Origin of the sequence: Arcobacter sp. CECT 8989 (assembly GCF_004116715.1) — a bacterium.
In the GTDB taxonomy this organism is placed as follows: domain Bacteria; phylum Campylobacterota; class Campylobacteria; order Campylobacterales; family Arcobacteraceae; genus Halarcobacter.
On the sequence record NZ_PDKE01000001.1, the window covers coordinates 397,751 to 418,730 of the forward strand.

Genomic DNA, 20,980 nt, shown 5'->3' on the forward strand with positions numbered 1-20,980 from the left:
TTAATTTTTTCGTATTGTGCCAAAAGATATTTTAACCTCTCATATAAATTTATAACTAATTAAACCTTCTTTGTTAAATTGTCATCAATCTTCTTAATATCAAGGACCATTGCAACTTGAGACTCTTCATAATCACTAATATCAGCAAGACTTTCAACTAAAGTTCCAGTTCCTAAGAAGTGACTTTGTATTTGCTGGATAGAGTTTTTCTCTACAACTGAAACACTCTCTAAAGAAGAAACAAGTATTCCTACACAATGTTCTTTATTATCTTTATCATACTCTAAAAGAATAATAGTATTTAACTCAGTATCTGTTATATCTTCTTTAATAAAACTTCTAATATCAAGTACTGAGATTAGATTGTCTTTATGTAAAACCATACCTTTAAAAGGATTGTTTTTATCCATATCAATTGATTCTTCAAGTTTATCTATAGAGATAGATTCAATGACATTTTTTGCTTCCACTGCAAGGAATTTATTTCCTAAATGGAAAGTTGCCAACTCAACACAAGAGTCCGTAAATACTTTTTTTGCATTTGAGTTTAGGAACTTTGATTTTTGTTCATACTTTAAACTATCAAAGTGTTTTTCACCAATATAATTAAATACTAAACAGAAAACATCATTTACATAGTCATCTTTAGCACTTTTATACTCTCTATACCCTTGTGAACATCTAACACCTAAAGCATAATATTTATTATCTATTTCAATAATTTCACTTTTTTGTTCACCATTTTTTAGTTCAAAAAACTTATCTTCAATATCAATAATTGAGTTTACCTCTATATCTTTATTTGTTGAAGAAATAACTCTTTTATCCCTTGATGCAAATAAAGCAAATACTCCATCTTTTCCTTTTGGTAAGCTATCCTCTAACATAGCATGAAACTCAGGTGTAGAATCAAATACAATAGCAATTCCACCATTTATTTCATTTTGATTTTCAAAAGACCTAATAGCTGCACAATATACATATGTTGACTCATTTGCATAAAGATTTGTCTCTTCAAAATCTGATACACAATACTTTGATGTATCTTTTAGGTTTAAAGTTTCCCCTACCCATTTTTGTGGTAAAACTTTTCCTACTAAATAGTTCTCTTTCTCATTTGAAACTGCAATTATTTTTCCACTTTTATCAAAAACAAGTAGATTTGTATATACTGTATATAAATCATTAATATACTTTAAAATAGAAGAGATCTCTTTTTCTTTATAACTTAAAGAGTTATAGTCATCAAATGCTTTTCTAAAGTATGAAGTTAATGCCCACCATCTACAGTCATTTGCTCTTTCATAAAGGTTTCTATCCATAATATCAATTGCTAAAGATGATAAGAACTCACTATCTTTTAAAATTGAGTTTATGATAGTTTGATTAAGGTTGCTTAATGAAGAGTTTGCTTTAACACCTGTAACTCCAATCTCACTTAAAAGAGATTTTGAAAACTCTCTATTTGAAGAGTTTAACTTACTTTGTGCAACATTACCATTCCAAATAACACGTCCAAGATTTTCTTGAATAGTTTTACTTTTATTAAATACATCTTTTAAATCTTTTGAAAAGTGTTGTTCATTTTCCATCATAGATTCAATAATCGCATCATCAGCTTTTGCTTCATTACTTTGATTACTTAAAAATGCATACTCTAAAGGAACCATGATATGCCCATACCACTTAAGTCCTTTAAAGCCTTGATAACCATTAGTTACACAAGTTTTTGCTATATAATCTCTACCACAAAAAGATACTATTTTATACTCTTCATCTAAAACTATTTCTAGCTTTGATTCTAAAGGAATATAGTCTTTATCACTTGAAGCAATTACAATTCCATCTTCATCTAAAATAGTTAAAGCCTCTTTATTTCTTGTTTCTATTAGATTGTTGAAGATTCCTTCCATTTCATCTCGAAATCTAAAACAAAGACAAAGTACCCCTAAAACTTCTGAGTCTGAATCATTTGTTTGAGTTACTTTATATGAGTAAACTAAAGACTGCTTTTTATGTGGAATAAAATCATGGTATTGGAAAGTTTCCACATACTCATCACTTGAGTTGATTACTTTTTGAGTAAACTCTTTATCTAACCAATCCACTTTTACATCATCGTCAAGTCTTGCTACAACTTTTCCTTTTGTATCAGCTAAAACGATATCATAGTACACAGAATATTTTTGTACGTATTCTAAAAATCTTTTTTGTATCTCTTCTTTTAGTTCTACACTATCACTGTTGTATCTTGAAACAAAATTTTGTAGAAAATCTCTAATATCATCATCAGTTGCTAAAAATCCAATATCAGCAGTTCTTTCAAAAAGGTTTCTATTTACAATATCAATAGCAACCTGAGCTTTAAATTTCATCTCTGCAGTTGCTTTTTTAACTGTTTCATCACTTAAGTGATTAAGTAGTGTAGTTGTTAAGTTTAAGAAGTTTTCTTTAGTCTTACCAATGTCGATGTGAATATCACCTAATTGACCTAAAAGTGCAAAAATATCCCAAGAAGAACTTAATCTTCCTAACTCTTCCCTATACTTATCAACATCTTCAATATGTTTAATTATAGGATAAAGCTCTTTTTTTACTTTAATACCTTTATAGTCTACTAAACTCTTTGACATTTTAGATCTCCTAAATATTTATAGGAATATCTTACTCTAAAAAGTAAGCAGTTTTTTTATACAGACTGTATATTTAGTATGCAATTATAGATTTTTTTTATATCTTGCGATTTTTCTAGCTAGAGATTGAATATTAATTTTCCAATTATATTCTGTGATATCATGCTCTACAATATCAGCGTTTATATGGGAAGCTAATGATTGAGCTTGTTCGTAGGAACTTCCTTTTTTTATTAATACTTTTTCAATATTATGAAGTTGTGCATGTTCTATTAAAGCAGGTACTTCTTCTAAATCAGTAAATTTGTTTTCTTTATAATAAAGATTAATTCTATATCTTTTAGCTATATAGTGCCAATAAGGTTCATACACATAAATATTGTAAAACTCATTTCTATCAAACTTCTTTTTTAGAGCTAAAAAGAACTCATCTAACTCTTTTAATAGGACTTTATGATTTGCTTCATAAAACTCTTTCTTATAAGATTTTAGAGTGCTTAATGTATTGTATAGATTCTTTACTAATTCACGTACTAACAAAGGGTCAGTCCAGATATAGTGATTAACTTTTCCATTAACTATATCTTTTTCAATTCCTTTAGATACATCAATTATTTTCATATATCTATTTTTCTTTTTGAAAAGCTCTATGTACTTTTTTTCCTCTTCTAAACCAAGAGTCAAATATACATCACTATAATAGATTTCATTTTTAAAAAGATTTCCTCTTTTATCAAAACTTTGATATCCATCTTCGATAACTTTAATAAAAAAATCATCTTTTGCAATCTTTTGAATAAACTCTTTATGTACGGGGAAAGTAACTACGATGCTTGTTTTTGCATGTAAAAATGAGAGTAGTGACAACAATACAATAATATATTTAATCATATTGTTGCCCTTTTAAATTATACTTCAGTCTTTCTAATTCTAAGACTTAATTCTTTTAATTGTTCATTATCAACAGCTGAAGGTGCAGAAGTTAATAAACATTGAGCTCTTTGAGTTTTAGGGAATGCAATTACATCTCTAATAGAATCAGTACCAGCTAATAACATGATAAGTCTATCAAATCCCATTGCAAATCCACCGTGACTTGGTGCACCATATCTTAATGCTTCAAGTAAGAATCCAAATTTATCATTTGCCTCTTCTTGAGAGATTCCCATAAGTTCAAATACTTTTTCTTGAATTTCTTCTTTATGAATTCTGATTGAACCACCACCAAGCTCAGTACCATTTAATACGATATCATAAGCGATTGATTCAATATCTTCTAAATCTTCTACATTGTTTAAATCACATTTTTCTAAGTTAGGCATAGTAAATGGATGGTGTAATGCTTTAGTTTTTCCATCTTCAACTTCAAACATAGGGAAATCAACAACCCATACAAACTCATAAACGTCTGCTGGAATAATTTCCATTTGCTCTGCAAGATAAAGTCTAAATCTTCCCATATAATCACATACAGTTTTCTTATCTCCAGCTCCAAAGAATACAACATCACCAACTTCTAATTCAGTTGTTTTTACGATTGCTTCTAAATCAGCTTCAGAGAAGAATTTAGTTAAAGGACCTTTTAATCCATCTTCTTTCATTTGGAAGTAACCAAGACCTTTAGCTCCAAACTTTCTAACGTAATCTTCAAAACCTTTCATTTGTCTTTTAGAGAATAAGTTATCTCCATTTGGACATCTTAGAGCTTTGATTCTATTGTTTTTAGTATCTTTTGCAATCTCTGCAAAGATTTCGTTTGTAGAGTTAGCAAAAATATCAATAACATCTACCATAGCCATGTCAAATCTCATATCTGGTTTATCTGAACCATATTTTTCCATAGCATCTTTGTAAGTAATTCTTGGGAAAGTAGTTGGAACATCTTTACCACAAGCTTTAAATGTATCGTGAATTAATTTTTCAGCTACTTTAATTACATCTTCTTGATTACAAAAAGACATCTCAACATCAATTTGAGTAAATTCTGGTTGTCTATCAGCTCTTAAATCTTCATCTCTGAAACATTTAGCAATTTGGAAGTATTTATCAAATCCAGAAACCATTAGTAATTGTTTAAATAATTGTGGTGATTGAGGAAGTGCATAAAATTCACCTGGGTGAACTCTACTTGGAACTAAATAATCTCTTGCACCTTCTGGTGTTGATTTTGTTAAAATTGGAGTTTCTACGTCTAAGAATCCTAATTCATTTAGACAGTTTCTAACTGCGATATTTGCAGTACTTCTTAATTTGAAGATTTCAAAAGATTTTTCAGTTCTTAATTCTAAGAATCTATTTCTTAATCTAATCTCTTCATTTACTTTTTCATCACCTAAATCAAATGGCATAGGTTTTGATCTGTTTTCAATAACTAAGTCTTCTACAACAATTTCAATTTTTCCAGTAACTAAGTTAGGGTTTTCTAAACCTTCACCTCTAGCTCTAACTTTACCAGTTGCTATTAAAACAAATTCATCTCTAACACTATCAGCAACTTCCCATGCTCCTTTGTTATCAGCAGGGTCACACACAAGTTGAACTAAACCACCTCTATCTCTTAAGTCAATAAAAATAATTCCACCGTGATCTCTTCTACTGTTTACCCAACCAGCAACAGTTACAGTTTCATCTATATTCTTTTCCGTTACATCAGTACAATAATGAGTTCTCAATTCTTACTCCGTTTCTATAAATATTCGCGATTATATCGAAAGATTTCTTAATTTTCTAATTGCTGTTTTTTTAAAAGCTCTTGCTCTGCTTTGGCTTTTTTCTCTTCTTGTTTTTGAATAAGAGTGTTATATGTTTCTTCTAAAGCTGCATCAATATCAGTCACTTCTTTAAAGCCATAAGAAGTTCCTCTATAAAGTATTGGTTCATACTTAACTTGATTGTCTTCAATCTCTGTTTGAATGATTTTTTTGTTTTCATCTGTATCTAAATTCATTAAATATTCTGCTCCAACTAAAGATGAATAATCAACCCAGTTGTAAATAATATCTGCACCTAATAAATCTGCATACTCTTCAATAAAACTATCAACTTTTCCAATAGAGTTTACTACAAAAAGGTTTGTTCTATCTCTTGGTTGTGTTAACTTTACAAGCAAAGGATTATAGTTTAATTGAGTAGACAAAACTCTAATTGGATCAATCTCATATGCTGTTAATTGAGATAAAATAATTGATGTTTTAATAATTGGTGTATTTAATAAAACAGTATTATATGCGATTCTCTCATCATTCATGATATATTGATATTTATTGTTTGTTCTTTGTATCTCTTTAGTTATTGGCTCAGTATCCATAAACTCATTGTTATATAAATCTTTTAACTTGTTTCCTAAATAAGATGGTACATAAAACATAGTACTTTTTTCACTTGATAAAGTTTTTAAAAGTTTTACTTGTTTTTCATAAGAGATTCCACCAAATACAAAGTTATCTTTAGCAAAAGATACTTCACTTTTATTGATTAAGGGAAAATATACTTTAGCAAAATGTAAAGCATGAGTTCTATTTAATATTTCATATCCATTTTGAGTAAATAGTGTGATTACTTTTTTGAATCCTTGCTCTTCAATTTTTTTAATTTGAGTTAGGATATTAATATTGCTTTCATCATAACTATCAAATGCCTCTATCTCAAACTCTTTGTTATTGTAAATTAAATAAGCCATAACAGCATTTACAGTTGATTTAGCATATTTACCAACTATTTTTGATGGATAAAGTACTGCAATTTTATTTGCACCTTTTTCATCTGCAACAACGGGCTCTTTTTCAATGGCATCTTCATAAACTTCTTGGGGTTGAGTGTAAACAGTCTCTTTAACTTCTTGCTTTTGTGAAGTAGTAACTTTTCCTTTAGGTGCACAACCTACTATAAAAAAACCTACTAATACTAATAAAATTATATTTTTCAATTTGACTCCAAAATCGACTTTATTTTTAACATATCTTGAAATGCTTCTTTCTTAAAAGATGGGTTTCTTAAAAGAAATCCTGGACTATACGTTGGTAACACATCATAGTTTTTAAAATTTGTTAGTTTACCTCTAATTTGATAAAAAGGTGTTTTATCTTTACATAGATACTGGTAAGTTTTATCTCCTAAAGTAACAATTAACTTAGGTTGAATTAAATCAATTTGTTTATATAAATAAGAACTACAACTATTAAAATGTGTTGATTCAAAACCATTTTGACTTTTACATTTTACCAAACTTGTAATATAAACATCTTCTTTTTTAACAGGTAATACATTTTCAATCATTTTTGCTAACTGTTCACCTGATTTTCCAACATAAAAAGAATCAAGTTCATCTTCAGTAGTTGTTGGTTCATCAATCAAGAACATTATACTTGCATTTATATTTCCATATCCAAATAAAACATTTTTTCTATTTTTTGAAAGTTCACACAAATAACAGTTATTTACTATTTGCCCTAAACTATTTATATCATTTGGTAAAGTATCCTCTTCAACCTCTTTATTAAAAGCTTTTATTGGTTCATGATACTCGTATCCAATCGATTTTAAAAAATGCAACTGAGATAGGATTTTATTTTTAATTACTTTTGTCATACGCAATTGTACAAAAAAAGTTCTTTTGAATAAATTTGCTAAAAAATATACAAATTATTTATAAATATGTGACTTTTAAATAAAAAAGTGCTATTATTACATTTATAGTATACAGAAGTAGTTAGTTTATATCGCGAACTGTAAACTTTTCTACTTCATTTTATACTATATCTCCATTATCTACGATAATTTTATTTCTACCTTGAGCTTTTGCAGTATAAAGTAATTCGTCAGCTTTTTTAATAGTCTCTTCATATGTGCTATAATTATTTCTAAATGCAACACCTGCTGAAAACTTTACACTTAATTTTATGTCATTATAAACAAACTTATTATTTGAGATAATATTCTTAACCCTTCTTAGGTAGTTTTTAATATCCATTTTGTTTTTATAATTGACAATTGTGATAAACTCTTCCCCACCATATCTTGCAATTATATCCCCAGTTCTTGTTAGGTTTTTTAATATTTGTGCAAATGTAGATAATACTGAGTCCCCACAATCATGTCCGTGAGTATCATTTATATCTTTAAAATAGTCAATATCAAAAAATACTAAAGCATAGTTAGAGTCATAAACTTTATACTCGTTTTCTAATCTTTCAATTTCTACAACATAAGCTCTTCTTGTTAAAACTCCTGTTAAGAAATCAATTGATTTCTCTTCCTCTGCTTTATCTAAGTTTTGCTGTAAAGCTTCAATTTGTTCATATAAGTTATTACACTCTAGTTGATTATCTAAACTCTTTTTTACCGAAGTTTCAAACTTATCTATTGTATTAATTAAATCTGATTTAATATTTTCTAAATCATTTAAAGAAGATTTTGAAAGACTAAGTGCATTAATTTCCTCTTTTAATTTTGTAATTTCATCGTATGTAATAGTATGATTTATTATAAACTTATTTATATATTCACCTAAAAATTTAATAAGTTTTTTTACATCATTTGATTTATCTTTAAAAAGATTTTTATCGTTATTAATTCTTTTGTCAGTTAAAGTTCTAATTTCCCTTAAAACTCTATCATCTAAAAGTTTCTTTGGATCTTCTGCTATCTCAATACATATTTTGTCTATTTCAACTTTTATCTCTTTATCAATAGAAGGGGAAATAAAATATGAAAAGTCTTTTAAAAACTCTCTTATTGTTTGATTAGAAACTCTTTGTGAGAGTATTTGAGATAGTTCTCTAAAAGTAGGAATTTCATTATTAAGTTGAGATTTTTCATAAGTTGTTAGTTGTGTAATTAAATCTTTAATCTCTTCTGTTTCTTCTAGTATTAAATCAGTTTTTTGAAGTTGTTTGTAAAATTCAGTTTCAAAATTTGTAGGATTTGCAAGTTTATTTTGCTTGTCTAAACTATCTAAAGTTAAGCTAATAATATTGATTATATCGTTCATTATACTATATATACTTTCAAGAATTTCTTTTAGTATAACATAACTACTTTAAGAAAAAGAGATAATAAATAAGAAACTTATTATCTCTTAAAAATTACTTGTATCTGTGAGTAATTCTACCCTTATCTAGTGAGTAAGGTGTAATTTCCACCTTAACTTTATCACCTGGTAAAATTTTAATGTAGTGCATTCTCATTTTTCCTGAGATATGACATAAAACTACATGACCATTATCTAATTCAACCCTAAACATAGCATTAGGTAAAGCTTCAATTACTTTACCATCAATTACTATTACATCATTCTTTGCCACTTTTTCTCCTAAGTTTACTCAATCTACTTTACTTAAAATTACTGCTTTTCCATCTACTACAGCAACTGTATGTTCATAATGACTACCTCTTTTTCCGTCTTCAGAAACAACATCCCACTCATTTTCTAAAATAACTGGTTCTCTTCCTTCATGACAAATCATAGGTTCAATACAAAACACCATTCCATTTTTGATTTTTGGTCCAGATTTAGTATTTGTACCATTTACATAGTTTGGAATTTCTGGTTCACCGTGAGGCTTTTTACCAATACCATGTCCACAAAATCTAACTAATGGTTGATACCCTCTATTTACAATAAAATCTTCTATTGCTTTAGAAAGTTCTTTAAATCTCATACCTTCTTCAATAATATCAATAGCATAATACAGTGCATCTTTCGAACAAGCAATTAATTCTTCGTCTTCTTTTGAAATTTTACCAATAGGCATAGTAATAGCTGCATCGCCATACCAACCATCGATTTCAGATCCAATATCTATTCCTAAAATGTCACCCTCTTTTAAAACAGTGTCATCAGGAATACCATGAATAATAACTTCATTTAAAGATGTGCAGATTGCACCAGGAAAGCCATAAAGGCCTTTGAAAGATGGTCTAGCGCCTAGATCATTTAAGTATTTTTCACCCATAGCATCAACTTCTTTTAAAGTCATGCCTGGCTTTACATTTTCTTCTAAATGTTTTAGAGTCTTCGCAACAGCTTGACCAGCTGTTCGAAGTTTCTCTATTTCATTTTGTTTTCTTAATGGAATAGCCATGATATTAAAGTCCAACTGCACTTAATGTTTCATATTTATTCGTATACTGTTGAGCTTCAATCTTTCTCATTGTATCAATTGCTACTTGAACAACAATAAGTACTGCTACCCCTCCAAAATAGAAAGGAACACCCATTGCTTTTACTAGTAACCAAGGCACAGTAGAAATAAGACCTAAATAAATAGCTCCCCAGAATGTAAGTCTACTTGCAGTCTCATTTAAGAAATCAGCTGTAGAAGCTCCTGGTCTAACACCTGGAATAAATCCACCTTGTTTCTTTAAGTTTTCAGAGATATCTTTTGCATTAAAAGTAATTGATGCATAGAAGAATGCAAAGAAAACTACAAATAAGAACATAAATACATTAAATGTATAAGATGTAGGACTTAAATAATCTGCAACAACTAAAAGGTACTCATTTTGACTACCTTGTAAAACTGTAGCAGGGAACATTAAAATTGCAGATGCAAAAATAGCAGGAATAACACCAGATAAGTTAACCTTAATTGGAATATAATTCATTACTCTTTTATTTTGAGCTTGCATCATAACTTTTCTTGAATAAGAAACTGGAACTCTTCTTTCACCTAACTCAACATAAATAATTGCTCCAACAGTAGCTAGAATAATTATTAAAATTGCGATAACAGTTAAGAAGTTCATTTGTCCATTGTTAACTAAATCAACAGTTCCACCAATTGCACTTGGAATTGCAGAAACAATACCAGCGAAGATAATTAATGAAATACCGTTACCAATACCTTTTTGTGTGATTTGTTCACCAATCCACATAAGAAGCATTGTACCTGTTAACATAGAAATTGATGATACGGCTATAAACGTATTCATATCAATTGAAATAGCGCCTTGTCCACTTTGACCAGTTAATGAATTTAGACCCATTGATACACCAATAGATTGAATTAATGTAATTACAATTGTAGTATATCTGATGATTTGCATATATTTTTGCATACCATCTCTTTCTTTTTTCATTTTACCAAGTGCGGGGAAAGTTGCTGCTAGAAGCTCCATAATAATAGAAGCTGTAATGTAAGGCATAATACCTAATGAGATAATTGACAGTCTTTCAACTGCATTACCACTGAACATATTTACAAGACCTAATGCGTTGTTAGCATTTGAATCGAAGAATTCTTTAACTACGTCAATATTCACTCCAGGAACTGGCACGTATGCCAGTAACCTGTAAAGTAGAATAAAACCTAATGTAATAAGAATCTTATTTATTAGATCTTTACTCATAATTAGTTTCCAGTAGTTGTTACGTTTTCGTCTTTAATTTTAGATGCTAAATCTTTTGCAGATGAACCAACTAGTTTAACTTTAGTAACACTCTTAGAAAGTTTGTAAACTGTTTTAATAGATTCAACTGTAATCTCTTCAAGTTCTGCAACTTTTTTTACTTTATCAACATTGATAGAGTATGGTTTCTCAACTCTAGAAACGAATCCAGTTTTAGGAGTTCTCTTTTGAAGTGGCATTTGTCCACCCTCAAAGTGTCTCTTAATTTTGTATCCAGATCTAGACTTTTGACCTTTTTGACCTCTAGCAGAAGTCTTACCAGTTCCAGAACCTTGACCTCTACCTACTCTTTTAACATTTTTCGTACTACCAGTTGCTGGTTGTAAGTTATCTAATGCCATCATCTTATCCTTTAATTCTTGCTAATGCTTCAACTGTAGCTTGTACAAGGTTGTTTGGATTATTTGAACCTAAAGATTTTGCAACAATATCTTTAACTCCAGAAAGCTCAAGAACTGGTCTTGCCGCACCACCTGCGATAAGACCCGAACCTTCAGGAGCTGGCTTTAATAAAATAACACTTGAGTTGTATTTATGTTGAATATCATGAGCAATAGTTGTTCCATGAATATTAACTTTTACTAAAGATTTAAATGCGTCATCTAAAGCTTTTTTAATTGCATCAGGAACCTCTTTAGCTTTTCCTGTACCAAATCCAACTGTACCGTTTTTATCTCCAACAACAACTAAAGCTGTAAATCTGAATCTTCTACCACCTTTTACAACTTTTGTTACTCTTCCGATTTTAACGATTGCTTCTTGAAAATCTTCTCTATTTACTGCTGCCATCATTAACCCTTATAATTTGATACCATTTTCTCTAAGTCCATCAGCAAATGCTGCAACTACACCGTGATAAAGGTATCCATTTCTATCAAATACTACTTTTTCAATTCCAGCAGCTTTAAGTTTTTCAGCAAATTCTGCTGCAACTTTTGCTGCATTTTCTCTACTTACACTTAAGTTTAGTGCTTTAGAATTTATTGCTGCTAATGTAACACCAGCAATATCATTAATTGCTTGTGCACTTAAATATCTGTTTGATTTGAAAACAGTTACTCTAGGTGTTTCAGCAGTACCTCTACCGATATCTCCTCTAACTCTTCTTTTTCTTACGATTCTAGAAGAATTCTTTTTTGCTATATCTTTAATTCTACTCATTTTTCACACCTTACTTAGCAGTTTTACCAGCTTTTCTAACGATATGCTCGTCAGTATACTTAACACCTTTACCTTTATATGGTTCAGGTTTTCTAAAGCCTCTAATAATTGCAGCCGCTTGACCAACTTGTTGTTTATCAGCACCTTTAACATGGATGATATTTTTCTCAACAGAAATATCTAATCCCTCAGGAATATCATAGTTAATTGGGTGAGAGTATCCTAACTGAAGTTCTAATACCTTACCTTTAACTGCAGCTCTATAACCAACACCGTTGATCTCTAAAGATTTTTGGAAACCTTTAGAAAGACCTTCTACAGCATTGTTAATTAAAGCTCTATATGTACCCCAGAAAGCTGCTGATTCTTTTGTTTCACCAACTTTAGTTAATACAACTTGATTGTCAGCTACTTCAGCTTCAACTCTTCCATGAGTTTCAACAGGAATTACATTATTCCCTTTTTTAACGTTAACAACAGTTCCGTCAACTGTTACTTCTAATCCACTTGGGATTGCGATAGGTTTTTTTCCAATTCTAGACATTACACTCTCCTACCATACAGTACATAGTACTTCACCACCAACGTTTGCAGCGAAAGCTTCATCGTTAGCGATAACACCTTTGTTTGTAGAAACAATGATTGTACCATATCCGTTTTTGAAAGATTTAATTTCAGAAGCGTTTTTATAAACTCTTCTTCCTGGAGTAGAAACTCTTGTGATTTCATTGATAACTGAGTTATCATTGTCATCATATTTTAATGTTACTTGAACAGTTTTTTTATTATTTTCACCATCAACTACTTTGAATCCGTCAATATACTCTTTCTTTTCAAGTACATTTAAAATTCCTACTACTGTATTAGAATGTAATAATGTTGCAACTTCTAATTTTCTAAGTGCAGCATTTCTAATTCTAGTTAAAGCATCTGCGATAATATCATTCATCATAGCTTTTATTCTCCTACCAACTAGATTTTTTAACGCCAGGAAGTAATCCCTCGTTAGCCATTTTTCTTAAACAAACTCTACAAAGACCGAAATCTCTGTATACAGAGTGTGGTCTTCCACACACAGAACATCTTGTATATGCTCTTGAAGAGAACTTAGGAGTTCTCTTTTGCTTAGCAATCATAGACTTCTTTGCCATTACGCTCTTCCTTTAGTAAATGGAATTCCAACTAACTCTAATAGTCTAAATGCTTCTGCATCTTCAGTAGCGCTTGTTGAAATTGAAATATTCATACCGTGAGTTTTGATGATATCATCATAAACAACTTCTGGGAACATTAATTGCTCATCAAGACCAAAGTTAAAGTTACCTTGACCATCAAAACCATTTCTGTTTAGACCTCTAAAGTCTTTTACTCTTGGTAATGCAATAGAACATAATTTATCTAAGAATGCATACATTCTTTCACCTCTTAGAGTTACTTTAACTCCTACTGGTGAACCTTCTCTTACTTTAAAACCAGCTACTGATTTCTTAGCAATTACTTTAACAGCTTTTTGACCAGCGATTAAAGAGATAGTATCTTCCATACTTTGCATTAATTTGCTATCTTTCATAGCTTCACCAGCACCTACAGAAATAACAACTTTTTCTACTTTAGCAGTTAAAGTTTTGTTCTTTGGGAACTCAGTCTCTAAAGCTGGTTTGATTTCAGTATTATATTTTTCTTGTAATCTGTTTGCCATCTTACTCACCTTCTACTTTTGCTACATTAGAGATATCAATAGGCATCTCTTTGTTTACAAAACCACCTTCAGGGTTTTTGTCTTGGTCAGGCTTAACTGTTTTTTTAGCAACTTTGCAATCTTTTACAATTACTTTGTTTTGTGCAGGTAATACAGCTAAAACTTCACCAGTTTTACCTTTGTCATCACCAGCGATGATTTTTACAGTATCACCTTTTTTGATTTTTAATTTAGCAGCCATATTATAATACCTCCGGAGCAAGTGAAACAATTTTCATGAAACCTGAGTATCTAACTTCTCTTGCTACAGGTCCAAAAATTCTTGTTCCAATTGGTTCTTTTTTACCATCAAGAATTACAGCAGCGTTGTCATCAAATCTAATTAAAGATCCATTTTCTCTTTGAACTTCTTTGTGAGTTCTTACTACAACTGCTTTAACAACTTGACCTTTTTTAACTTTACCAGTTGGTAAAGCTTTCTTAACTGAAGCAACAATTACATCACCAACAGAAGCATATCTTCTCTTAGATCCACCAAGAACTTTGATACACATGATTTCTTTTGCACCAGTGTTATCAGCTACGTTTAATCTAGTAAAACTTTGAATCATTATTTAACTCCTGTAGCTACTATTGTCTTTAGTCTGAAAGATTTAGTTTTTGAAAGTGGTCTACACTCAACAGCGATAACAGTATCACCTTCATTTAACTCGTTTCTCTCATCATGAACTAAGTACTTTTTAAATCTTTTTACAGTCTTGTGATATTTTGGGTGTAAAACGTATCTAGTAACTAATACTGATGCAGTTTTATCTCCAGATGTTTTTACCACTACACCTTGAATCTCTCTTTTATGTGTCATACTTTAGATCCTTAGTTAGCTTTTGCTGCAGTAATAGCTGTTTGAACTTGTGCAATATCTTTTTTGCACGCTTTTAATTCAGAAGTATTAGTTAACTGCATAGTTTTTAGCTTAGCTTTTAATTCAAAAAGAAGCACCTTTTTCTCTTTTAACAATTCGTTTAGCTCTTGTAAGCTCTTATCTTTTAAATCAGTATAGTTCATTTTCACTTTCTCTACTTACAATTTTAGTTTTGAATGGTAATTTGTGTTGAGCTAAAGTTAAAGCACCTTTGGCCATTTCTTCAGAAACACCAGCCATCTCAAAGCACACTCTACCTGGTTTAATATTCATAACCCACTTGTCAATAGGACCTTTACCTTTACCCATTCTTACTTCTAATGGTCTTTTAGTTAAAGGTTTGTGTGGGAATACCATAATCCATACTTTACCTTGTCTTTTGATTGCTCTTGTCATTGCAACCCTAGCAGCTTCGATTTGTCTTGAGTCGATTCTACCATGCTCTAAAGCTTTGATTCCGAATTCACCATAAGCTAAAGTGTTGGCTCTAGCAGATTTACCTCTGTTTCGACCCTTCATTTGCTTTCTGTATTTTGTTCTTTTAGGCATTAACATGATTATTTACCTCTTCTCTTTTGTGGTCTTCTTTTTGGTTTAGAAGCTGTATCTTTTTCTGCTGGAATACCTTTAGCTAGTACTTCACCTTTGAAGATCCAAACTTTAATACCAATACAACCATAAGTTGTATGAGCTTCAGCAAAACCATAATCAATTCTAGCTCTTAAAGTATGTAAAGGAACTCTACCTTCTAAGTACCACTCAGTTCTAGCCATTTCAGCTCCACCAAGTCTACCAGAACAAGAAACTTTAATACCTTTTGCACCAGATTTAAGAGCGTTTTGCATAACTCTTTTCATAGCTCTTCTAAATGCAACTCTTCTTTCTAATTGTTGAGCAACATTTTCAGCTGCTAATTGTCCAGAAAGTTGTGGTTTTCTCTCTTCTTTAATATTAACTGCAATATCTTTTCCAACTAATTTAGAAAGATTGTTTTTAAGTTTTTCTACGTCTGCACCTTTTTTACCAATGATAATTCCTGGTCTTGCAGCTACGATAGTAACTCTAACTTTCTTAGCAGTTCTTTCTACGATAGTTTGAGCAACACCTGCATAGTATAACTCTTTCTTAACGTATTTTCTAATTTTGTCGTCTTCAGCAACATTTGCTGGCATATTTTCAAACTTAGGAAACCATCTTGATTCCCAGTTTCTATTGATACCTAGTCTTAAACCTATTGGATTAACTTTTTGACCCATTACTTATCTCCTTCTGATGCAGCAGCAACTTCAATCATAATGTGTGCAGTTGGCTTATGTTTTGGTGATGCACTTCCTCTAGCTCTTGGAGTAAATCTTTTAAGAACTGGTCCTTTATCTACTCTTGCACTTGTAATTACTGCATCTTCTGGCTCTAAACCAGCATTAGCTACAGCTGAAGCGATTACTTTTGAAATAATTCCTGCCGCTTTATTAGGAGTGAACTCTAATGAAGCAATTGCATACTCTGCATTCATACCTTGAACTTCTCTTGCGATAAGTCTTGCTTTAGTAGGTGAAAGTCTAATAAATTTTAATACTGCTTTACCCATCATTATACCTTTCTTTGCACAGAACCTTTGTGCCCTTTGAATGTTCTAGTTGGAGCGAATTCGCCTAATTTATATCCAACGTGGTTTTCTGTAATGTTTACAGGTACAAAGTTTCTACCGTTATGCACATTAAAAGTTAAACCAATCATATCAGGTAATACCATTGATCTTCTTGACCAAGTTTTAATTGGTTTTTTATCGTTAGCTTCAACAGCTTTGATAACTTTCTTCATTAAGTGTGCGTCTACAAATGGTCCTTTTTTTACTGATCTTGCCATCTTAAACCCTTACTTCTTTCTTCTTGAAATGATTAATTTATCACTAGCTTTTTTCTTTCTAGTTTTATAACCTTTAGTTGGCATACCCCATGGAGTAACTGGGTGTCTACCCGAGTTAGTTTTACCTTCACCACCACCGTGAGGGTGATCAATTGGGTTCATCGCAGAACCTCTAGTTTGAGGTCTAATACCAAGGTGTCTAGTTCTACCAGCTTTACCTACAACCATGTTTGAGAAGTCTTCGTTTCCTACAACACCAATTGTTGCAATACAAACACCAAGAATCTTTCTCATTTCACCAGATGGTAATCTTAAGATAACATATTTATCTTCTCTACCCATGATTTGAGCATATGCACCAGCAGATCTTGCAAGTTGTCCACCTTTACCAGGCTTTAATTCAATATTATGAACCATTGTACCTACAGGAATACTTTGAAGTCTCATAGCGTTTCCAGTAACGATATCTAATCCAGATTCAGCAGCAGCAACTTTGTCACCAACTTTTAATCCAGATGGTTGTAAGATATATCTTTTGTCACCATCAGCATAAGTTACTAAACAAATTCTACAGTTTCTATATGGGTCGTACTCAATTGTTGATACAGTTCCCTCAACACCGAATTTGTTTCTTTTGAAATCAATAATTCTATATAATTTCTTAGCACCTGCTTCTTTGTGTCTAGATGTAATTCTACCGTTATTATTTCTACCAGCTGAAGCTTTTACTCTAACAAGTAAAGATCTAACTGTTGGTTTAGAAGTAATATCAGAAGTATCCATTACAGACATGAATCTTCTTGCAGGAGTTATTGGTCTAAATTTTTTAATTGCCATCTTCTATACTCCTTAAGCTGATAGGTTCGCTATTTCAGCGCCCTCAGGTAATGTAACATAGAATTTTTTGAAGTCTGGTCTTCTACCAGGTCTTCCTCTAAATCTTTTAACTTTACCATCTTGTCTTAAAGAGTTAACTTTTGCTGGAGTTACTCCAAAATACTCTTTAAAAACCTCTTTTAAACCGTTTTTAGTCATTCTTGGACTAGTTTGTACAACGATTACACCGTTTTCTTGAAGCTCGATTGTTTTTTCTGTATATAATATTGCTTTAATATCTGTAATATCTGCCATCTTACGCCTCTTTTGTTAATGATTCAAGTACTGATTTCTCAATTAGTACTGAGTGATATGCAGAAATTAAATATGCATTAATTTCTTGTTTTTCAATCATGTAACAGTTTTTAACGTTTCTGAACGCTAAATATGTTTTTTCATCAATTGAATCAACGATTACTACTGTATCTCTTTGATTTAATCCATTAATGATTGAAACCGCATCTTTAGTTTTACCTGATTCAACTTTGATAGAATCAGCTACAAATAAAGAACCATTTTCAGCATGAGCGTTAATAGCAAAGTTTAATGCTAAAGCTTTTTGCTTCTTATTGATTTTTTGGTTGTAGTTTCTCTTAGTAGGTCCAAATACTTGACCCCCACCAACGAATAATGGTGATCTTTTAGAACCCCATCTAGCTCCACCAGAACCTTTTTGTGCTTTTGGTTTTTTACCACCACCGCTTACTTCAGATCTGTTTTTTACTCTAGCAGTGTTTGCTCTTTGTGCTGCTAAGTAAGATTTTACATATAAATATAAATTGTGTGAGTTAATATCTTTGAAAGACTCTGGTAACTCGTTTGTCTTTACTGCAACTGCGTTACTCATTTAGCAATCCTTACTTTTCCTAATCCACCATTTGGTCCAGATACTGAACCTTTTACAACTAATATACCAGTTTCTGCATCGAATGAAACAATATCATTTTTAACAGTTACATTTGTATTTCCGTATTGTCCTGGCATTTTCTTACCTGGTTGAACTCTACCTGGCCACTCTGCATTACCGATAGAACCAGTTCTTCTACCCATTCTGTGTCCGTGAGATGCTCTACCACCAGCGAAGTTCCATCTTTTAACTCCACCTTGGAAACCTCTACCTTTTGTTTTAAAAGTTGTTTTTAAAACAGCAGCTTCAGATAATCCAGAAACATCTAAGTCACCAGCTTCAGTATTTGCTACATTAATTGTTGCAAATCTATTAAACTCTTTGCTTAAACCATATTTTTTTTGTTGACCTTCAATAGCTTTGTTGAATTTCTTCCCTTTGCTATATGAAACAAGTGCTACACCTTCATTAACGTCACATACTTTAGTATCAAGAACTTTTAAAAGTGTAACTGGTGTTGCAGGAACTGTAACAGTTCTACTCATACCGATTTTTTCTACGATAAATTCCATTTATTACCCTTTCTTTATTATTCTTGACCCATTGATCTAACTTCAACATCAACTTCAGGAGCTAAGTCAAGTTTCATTAATGAATCTACAGTATCAGGAGTCGCTGCAATGATATCAATCATTCTTGAGTGTACTCTGATTTCGAATTGCTCTCTAGAATCCTTATTTACGTGAGGACCTTTAAGAACAGTGTATTTTCTGATCTTCGTTGGAAGAGGAATAGGACCTCTTAACTCAGCACCAGTTCGTTTAACAGCTTCAACAATTGAAGCAACACTTCTGTCTAAAACTCTATGATCATAAGCTTTAAGCTTTAATCTAATTTTTTCCATGTATTTTCCTTTAAAGAACTCGTTAGATATACCAAAAAAGGCACTCTAACCATTTTTATGGACGCGGATTATAACTTAATATTAGTTAAATGTCAAGTATTATGGGCTTTTGCCCTTTTATTTAATTAATTTATTTCCTTTTAAAAAGGATAAGTGTATATGTTTTACTATATAATTTAAGTAAAGTCAAAGATATAGACTACAGTTTGATTACAATAAAATATTGTATAATCTCAAAAAACTTTTAAGGAATATGTTTAATATGAAAAAACAGATTGTAGTTGGTGGATTTTCAAAAGAACAAAGAGAAAAAGAGTTAGAAAAGATAAGAGCTAAATACTCAAAAAAAGGTTACAAGTTTATACATTATATAGACAATGGAGCTTTAAAGTCTGTTGCTGTATTTGAAGTAGATGAAGAAAAAGTAAGAAAAGAGAAAGCATTTAACCTAATACTTCTTGGTATATTTTTTATGGCTGTTGCAGCTATTATGTTCTACAAAGCTAGTGTGTAAGTTTAACTTACATACATAGTTGGTATTTTAATCTTTACGCAAACTCCTTTGCCATTTTCACTCTCAATATTTTCTAAACTAATTTCACCATTTGTTAAAAGAGTTAATGAAACTTTAGCTAAATAAAGTCCTAGTCCTCTACCATTTAAGGATTTATCTGAATGGTACAAATCAAATACATTTGATAAAGTGTCTTTATCTATTCCACCTGCATTGTCACATATTTTTATATTTAAAAAGTCATCATCTTGAAATGTTGTTATATCTATCTTTCTATTTTTAATGTCATTTTTATCAAACTGCTCATAAGAGTTTTTTAGAATACTTTCAAAAATATTTTTAAACTCATCATAGTCACTTTTTATAAAAACATTGTTTTGCATCTCAATTGAGATTTCATCCTCTATTATATTTTTTAGTAATTCTTTTAAAGAGAATTCTCTAATATCTTTTTTCTCTAAAAGATTATTAAACTTATTTATTGTTGAAGAAAGGTAGATATTCTCTTTTTCTATTTTCTCTAAATTGGCAATTAAAATTTCATCGGTAAGTTTGTTCATTTGTGAGTAGACTCTAATCTTACTTGTAATAGAACCTATTTTTGATAAGGGTTGTCTCCACTGGTGTGAAATCATAGAAACAGTTTTTGCAATAAGAATCTCTTTTGCTTGTTCTCTTATTTTCTCTTCTTTTTTTTCATTTTCAAGTTCTAAGAAGTATGGCTTTAAAACCTTATCAACATTCTCTTTTAGGACACTACAGTCAATAGGTTTTTTCATAAATAAATCAATACCTAATTTAATAGAATCAAGAAGATATTTTTCATCGCTAATTGCAGTTGTAAATATTATAGGTGTTTTTGTATTTACTTTTTTTATCTTTTCTACTAGTTCAATACCATTCATCTTTGGCATATCAATATCAGAGATAACTATATCAATTTTATTGTCTTTAAAATAGTTGTAAGCATCTGCACCATTAAAAAAGTTATAAACTGTATAACCTAACTTTTGCAATAAGCTCGTAATAGTATCATTTACAATAACATCATCTTCTACATACATTAAATTTATATTGTTTCCATTCATTATTACACCTCTTTATAATGAAAAGTATAATAAAAAATGGTATCGAAAAGGTACTATTAGA

Annotated in this window: 31 protein-coding genes; 1 reads left to right on the forward strand and 30 read right to left on the reverse strand. The window is 30.7% G+C overall.

Annotation, left to right across the window (positions count from 1 at the left end):
• Positions 1–59: 59 nt before the first annotated feature.
• The 29 genes from CRV02_RS01870 to rpsJ form a co-directional block, all read right to left on the reverse strand.
• A complete protein-coding gene (locus tag CRV02_RS01870; protein WP_129088919.1) occupies positions 60–2,633 on the reverse strand; it encodes a cache domain-containing protein in 2,574 nt (857 codons plus the stop codon).
• Positions 2,634–2,717: 84 nt separating this feature from the next.
• A complete protein-coding gene (locus CRV02_RS01875) occupies positions 2,718–3,524 on the reverse strand; it encodes a metal ABC transporter solute-binding protein, Zn/Mn family (protein ID WP_129088920.1) in 807 nt (268 codons plus the stop codon).
• A gap of 17 nt (positions 3,525–3,541) precedes the next feature.
• Complete coding sequence (aspS, locus tag CRV02_RS01880; RefSeq protein WP_129088921.1) at positions 3,542–5,305, reverse strand: aspartate--tRNA ligase; 1,764 nt, start codon at positions 5,303–5,305, stop codon at positions 3,542–3,544.
• A 47-nt stretch (positions 5,306–5,352) separates the two neighbouring features.
• The gene (locus tag CRV02_RS01885; RefSeq protein WP_129088922.1) at positions 5,353–6,558 is read right to left on the reverse strand and encodes a hypothetical protein; all 1,206 of its coding nucleotides are present in this window, start codon (positions 6,556–6,558) and stop codon (positions 5,353–5,355) included.
• Entirely contained in the window at positions 6,555–7,220 is a 666-nt protein-coding gene (locus CRV02_RS01890) for a uracil-DNA glycosylase (RefSeq protein ID WP_129088923.1), read from the reverse strand. The genes CRV02_RS01885 and CRV02_RS01890 overlap by 4 nt, the downstream gene beginning before the upstream one ends.
• A gap of 160 nt (positions 7,221–7,380) precedes the next feature.
• Entirely contained in the window at positions 7,381–8,622 is a 1,242-nt protein-coding gene (locus CRV02_RS01895; protein WP_129088924.1) for a GGDEF domain-containing protein, read from the reverse strand.
• A gap of 94 nt (positions 8,623–8,716) precedes the next feature.
• Entirely contained in the window at positions 8,717–8,935 is a 219-nt protein-coding gene (gene infA, locus CRV02_RS01900) for a translation initiation factor IF-1 (protein WP_114838571.1), read from the reverse strand.
• A gap of 18 nt (positions 8,936–8,953) precedes the next feature.
• A complete protein-coding gene (gene map / locus CRV02_RS01905) occupies positions 8,954–9,715 on the reverse strand; it encodes a type I methionyl aminopeptidase (RefSeq protein WP_129083913.1) in 762 nt (253 codons plus the stop codon).
• Positions 9,716–9,719: 4 nt separating this feature from the next.
• Complete coding sequence (gene secY / locus CRV02_RS01910; RefSeq protein ID WP_129088925.1) at positions 9,720–10,982, reverse strand: preprotein translocase subunit SecY; 1,263 nt, start codon at positions 10,980–10,982, stop codon at positions 9,720–9,722.
• A gap of 2 nt (positions 10,983–10,984) precedes the next feature.
• Entirely contained in the window at positions 10,985–11,383 is a 399-nt protein-coding gene (gene rplO, locus CRV02_RS01915) for a 50S ribosomal protein L15 (RefSeq protein WP_129088926.1), read from the reverse strand.
• A gap of 4 nt (positions 11,384–11,387) precedes the next feature.
• A complete protein-coding gene (rpsE, locus tag CRV02_RS01920; protein ID WP_114838567.1) occupies positions 11,388–11,831 on the reverse strand; it encodes a 30S ribosomal protein S5 in 444 nt (147 codons plus the stop codon).
• A gap of 9 nt (positions 11,832–11,840) precedes the next feature.
• The gene (gene rplR / locus CRV02_RS01925; RefSeq protein WP_129083916.1) at positions 11,841–12,203 is read right to left on the reverse strand and encodes a 50S ribosomal protein L18; all 363 of its coding nucleotides are present in this window, start codon (positions 12,201–12,203) and stop codon (positions 11,841–11,843) included.
• A 10-nt stretch (positions 12,204–12,213) separates the two neighbouring features.
• The gene (rplF, locus tag CRV02_RS01930) at positions 12,214–12,747 is read right to left on the reverse strand and encodes a 50S ribosomal protein L6 (protein WP_129088927.1); all 534 of its coding nucleotides are present in this window, start codon (positions 12,745–12,747) and stop codon (positions 12,214–12,216) included.
• 9 nt (positions 12,748–12,756) lie between these two features.
• Positions 12,757–13,155, reverse strand: a complete 399-nt coding sequence (rpsH, locus tag CRV02_RS01935) for a 30S ribosomal protein S8 (RefSeq protein WP_129083918.1) — start codon at positions 13,153–13,155, stop codon at positions 12,757–12,759.
• 13 nt (positions 13,156–13,168) lie between these two features.
• A complete protein-coding gene (locus CRV02_RS01940; protein ID WP_114838563.1) occupies positions 13,169–13,354 on the reverse strand; it encodes a type Z 30S ribosomal protein S14 in 186 nt (61 codons plus the stop codon).
• Complete coding sequence (rplE, locus tag CRV02_RS01945; RefSeq protein ID WP_129088928.1) at positions 13,354–13,902, reverse strand: 50S ribosomal protein L5; 549 nt, start codon at positions 13,900–13,902, stop codon at positions 13,354–13,356. The genes CRV02_RS01940 and rplE overlap by 1 nt, the downstream gene beginning before the upstream one ends.
• Before the next feature lies 1 nt (position 13,903).
• Positions 13,904–14,143 carry a 50S ribosomal protein L24 gene (gene rplX, locus CRV02_RS01950; protein WP_129083920.1) on the reverse strand — a complete coding sequence of 80 codons (240 nt, stop codon included), beginning with the start codon at positions 14,141–14,143 and terminating at the stop codon, positions 13,904–13,906.
• A gap of 1 nt (position 14,144) precedes the next feature.
• Entirely contained in the window at positions 14,145–14,513 is a 369-nt protein-coding gene (gene rplN, locus CRV02_RS01955; RefSeq protein ID WP_129007029.1) for a 50S ribosomal protein L14, read from the reverse strand.
• Positions 14,513–14,764 carry a 30S ribosomal protein S17 gene (rpsQ, locus tag CRV02_RS01960; RefSeq protein WP_129083921.1) on the reverse strand — a complete coding sequence of 84 codons (252 nt, stop codon included), beginning with the start codon at positions 14,762–14,764 and terminating at the stop codon, positions 14,513–14,515. The genes rplN and rpsQ overlap by 1 nt, the downstream gene beginning before the upstream one ends.
• Before the next feature lie 11 nt (positions 14,765–14,775).
• Positions 14,776–14,967: a 50S ribosomal protein L29 gene (gene rpmC, locus CRV02_RS01965; protein WP_129083922.1), complete on the reverse strand. Its 192-nt coding sequence runs from the start codon at positions 14,965–14,967 to the stop codon at positions 14,776–14,778.
• Positions 14,954–15,379 (reverse strand): 50S ribosomal protein L16, encoded by a 426-nt coding sequence (gene rplP, locus CRV02_RS01970; RefSeq protein ID WP_129083923.1) that lies wholly within the window; start codon positions 15,377–15,379, stop codon positions 14,954–14,956. Before rplP ends, rpmC begins: the two co-directional genes overlap by 14 nt.
• Before the next feature lie 2 nt (positions 15,380–15,381).
• Positions 15,382–16,080, reverse strand: a complete 699-nt coding sequence (gene rpsC / locus CRV02_RS01975) for a 30S ribosomal protein S3 (protein ID WP_129083924.1) — start codon at positions 16,078–16,080, stop codon at positions 15,382–15,384.
• Positions 16,080–16,412: a 50S ribosomal protein L22 gene (gene rplV, locus CRV02_RS01980; protein ID WP_129083925.1), complete on the reverse strand. Its 333-nt coding sequence runs from the start codon at positions 16,410–16,412 to the stop codon at positions 16,080–16,082. The genes rpsC and rplV overlap by 1 nt, the downstream gene beginning before the upstream one ends.
• A gap of 2 nt (positions 16,413–16,414) precedes the next feature.
• Positions 16,415–16,690, reverse strand: a complete 276-nt coding sequence (gene rpsS / locus CRV02_RS01985) for a 30S ribosomal protein S19 (protein ID WP_129007024.1) — start codon at positions 16,688–16,690, stop codon at positions 16,415–16,417.
• Between the two features lie 9 nt (positions 16,691–16,699).
• A complete protein-coding gene (gene rplB, locus CRV02_RS01990) occupies positions 16,700–17,527 on the reverse strand; it encodes a 50S ribosomal protein L2 (RefSeq protein ID WP_129088929.1) in 828 nt (275 codons plus the stop codon).
• Between the two features lie 12 nt (positions 17,528–17,539).
• A complete protein-coding gene (locus tag CRV02_RS01995; RefSeq protein ID WP_114838552.1) occupies positions 17,540–17,821 on the reverse strand; it encodes a 50S ribosomal protein L23 in 282 nt (93 codons plus the stop codon).
• Position 17,822: 1 nt separating this feature from the next.
• Positions 17,823–18,413: a 50S ribosomal protein L4 gene (rplD, locus tag CRV02_RS02000; protein WP_129088930.1), complete on the reverse strand. Its 591-nt coding sequence runs from the start codon at positions 18,411–18,413 to the stop codon at positions 17,823–17,825.
• The gene (rplC, locus tag CRV02_RS02005; protein WP_129083928.1) at positions 18,410–18,985 is read right to left on the reverse strand and encodes a 50S ribosomal protein L3; all 576 of its coding nucleotides are present in this window, start codon (positions 18,983–18,985) and stop codon (positions 18,410–18,412) included. Before rplC ends, rplD begins: the two co-directional genes overlap by 4 nt.
• Before the next feature lie 17 nt (positions 18,986–19,002).
• Positions 19,003–19,317, reverse strand: a complete 315-nt coding sequence (gene rpsJ, locus CRV02_RS02010) for a 30S ribosomal protein S10 (RefSeq protein ID WP_114838549.1) — start codon at positions 19,315–19,317, stop codon at positions 19,003–19,005.
• A 262-nt stretch (positions 19,318–19,579) separates the two neighbouring features.
• Between rpsJ and CRV02_RS02015 the strand changes: the two genes are divergently transcribed.
• Entirely contained in the window at positions 19,580–19,831 is a 252-nt protein-coding gene (locus tag CRV02_RS02015) for a hypothetical protein (RefSeq protein ID WP_129083929.1), read from the forward strand.
• A 2-nt stretch (positions 19,832–19,833) separates the two neighbouring features.
• Here CRV02_RS02015 and CRV02_RS02020 read toward each other — a convergent pair whose 3' ends face one another.
• Positions 19,834–20,919 carry a hybrid sensor histidine kinase/response regulator gene (locus tag CRV02_RS02020; RefSeq protein ID WP_129088931.1) on the reverse strand — a complete coding sequence of 362 codons (1,086 nt, stop codon included), beginning with the start codon at positions 20,917–20,919 and terminating at the stop codon, positions 19,834–19,836.
• Positions 20,920–20,980 lie beyond the last annotated feature (61 nt).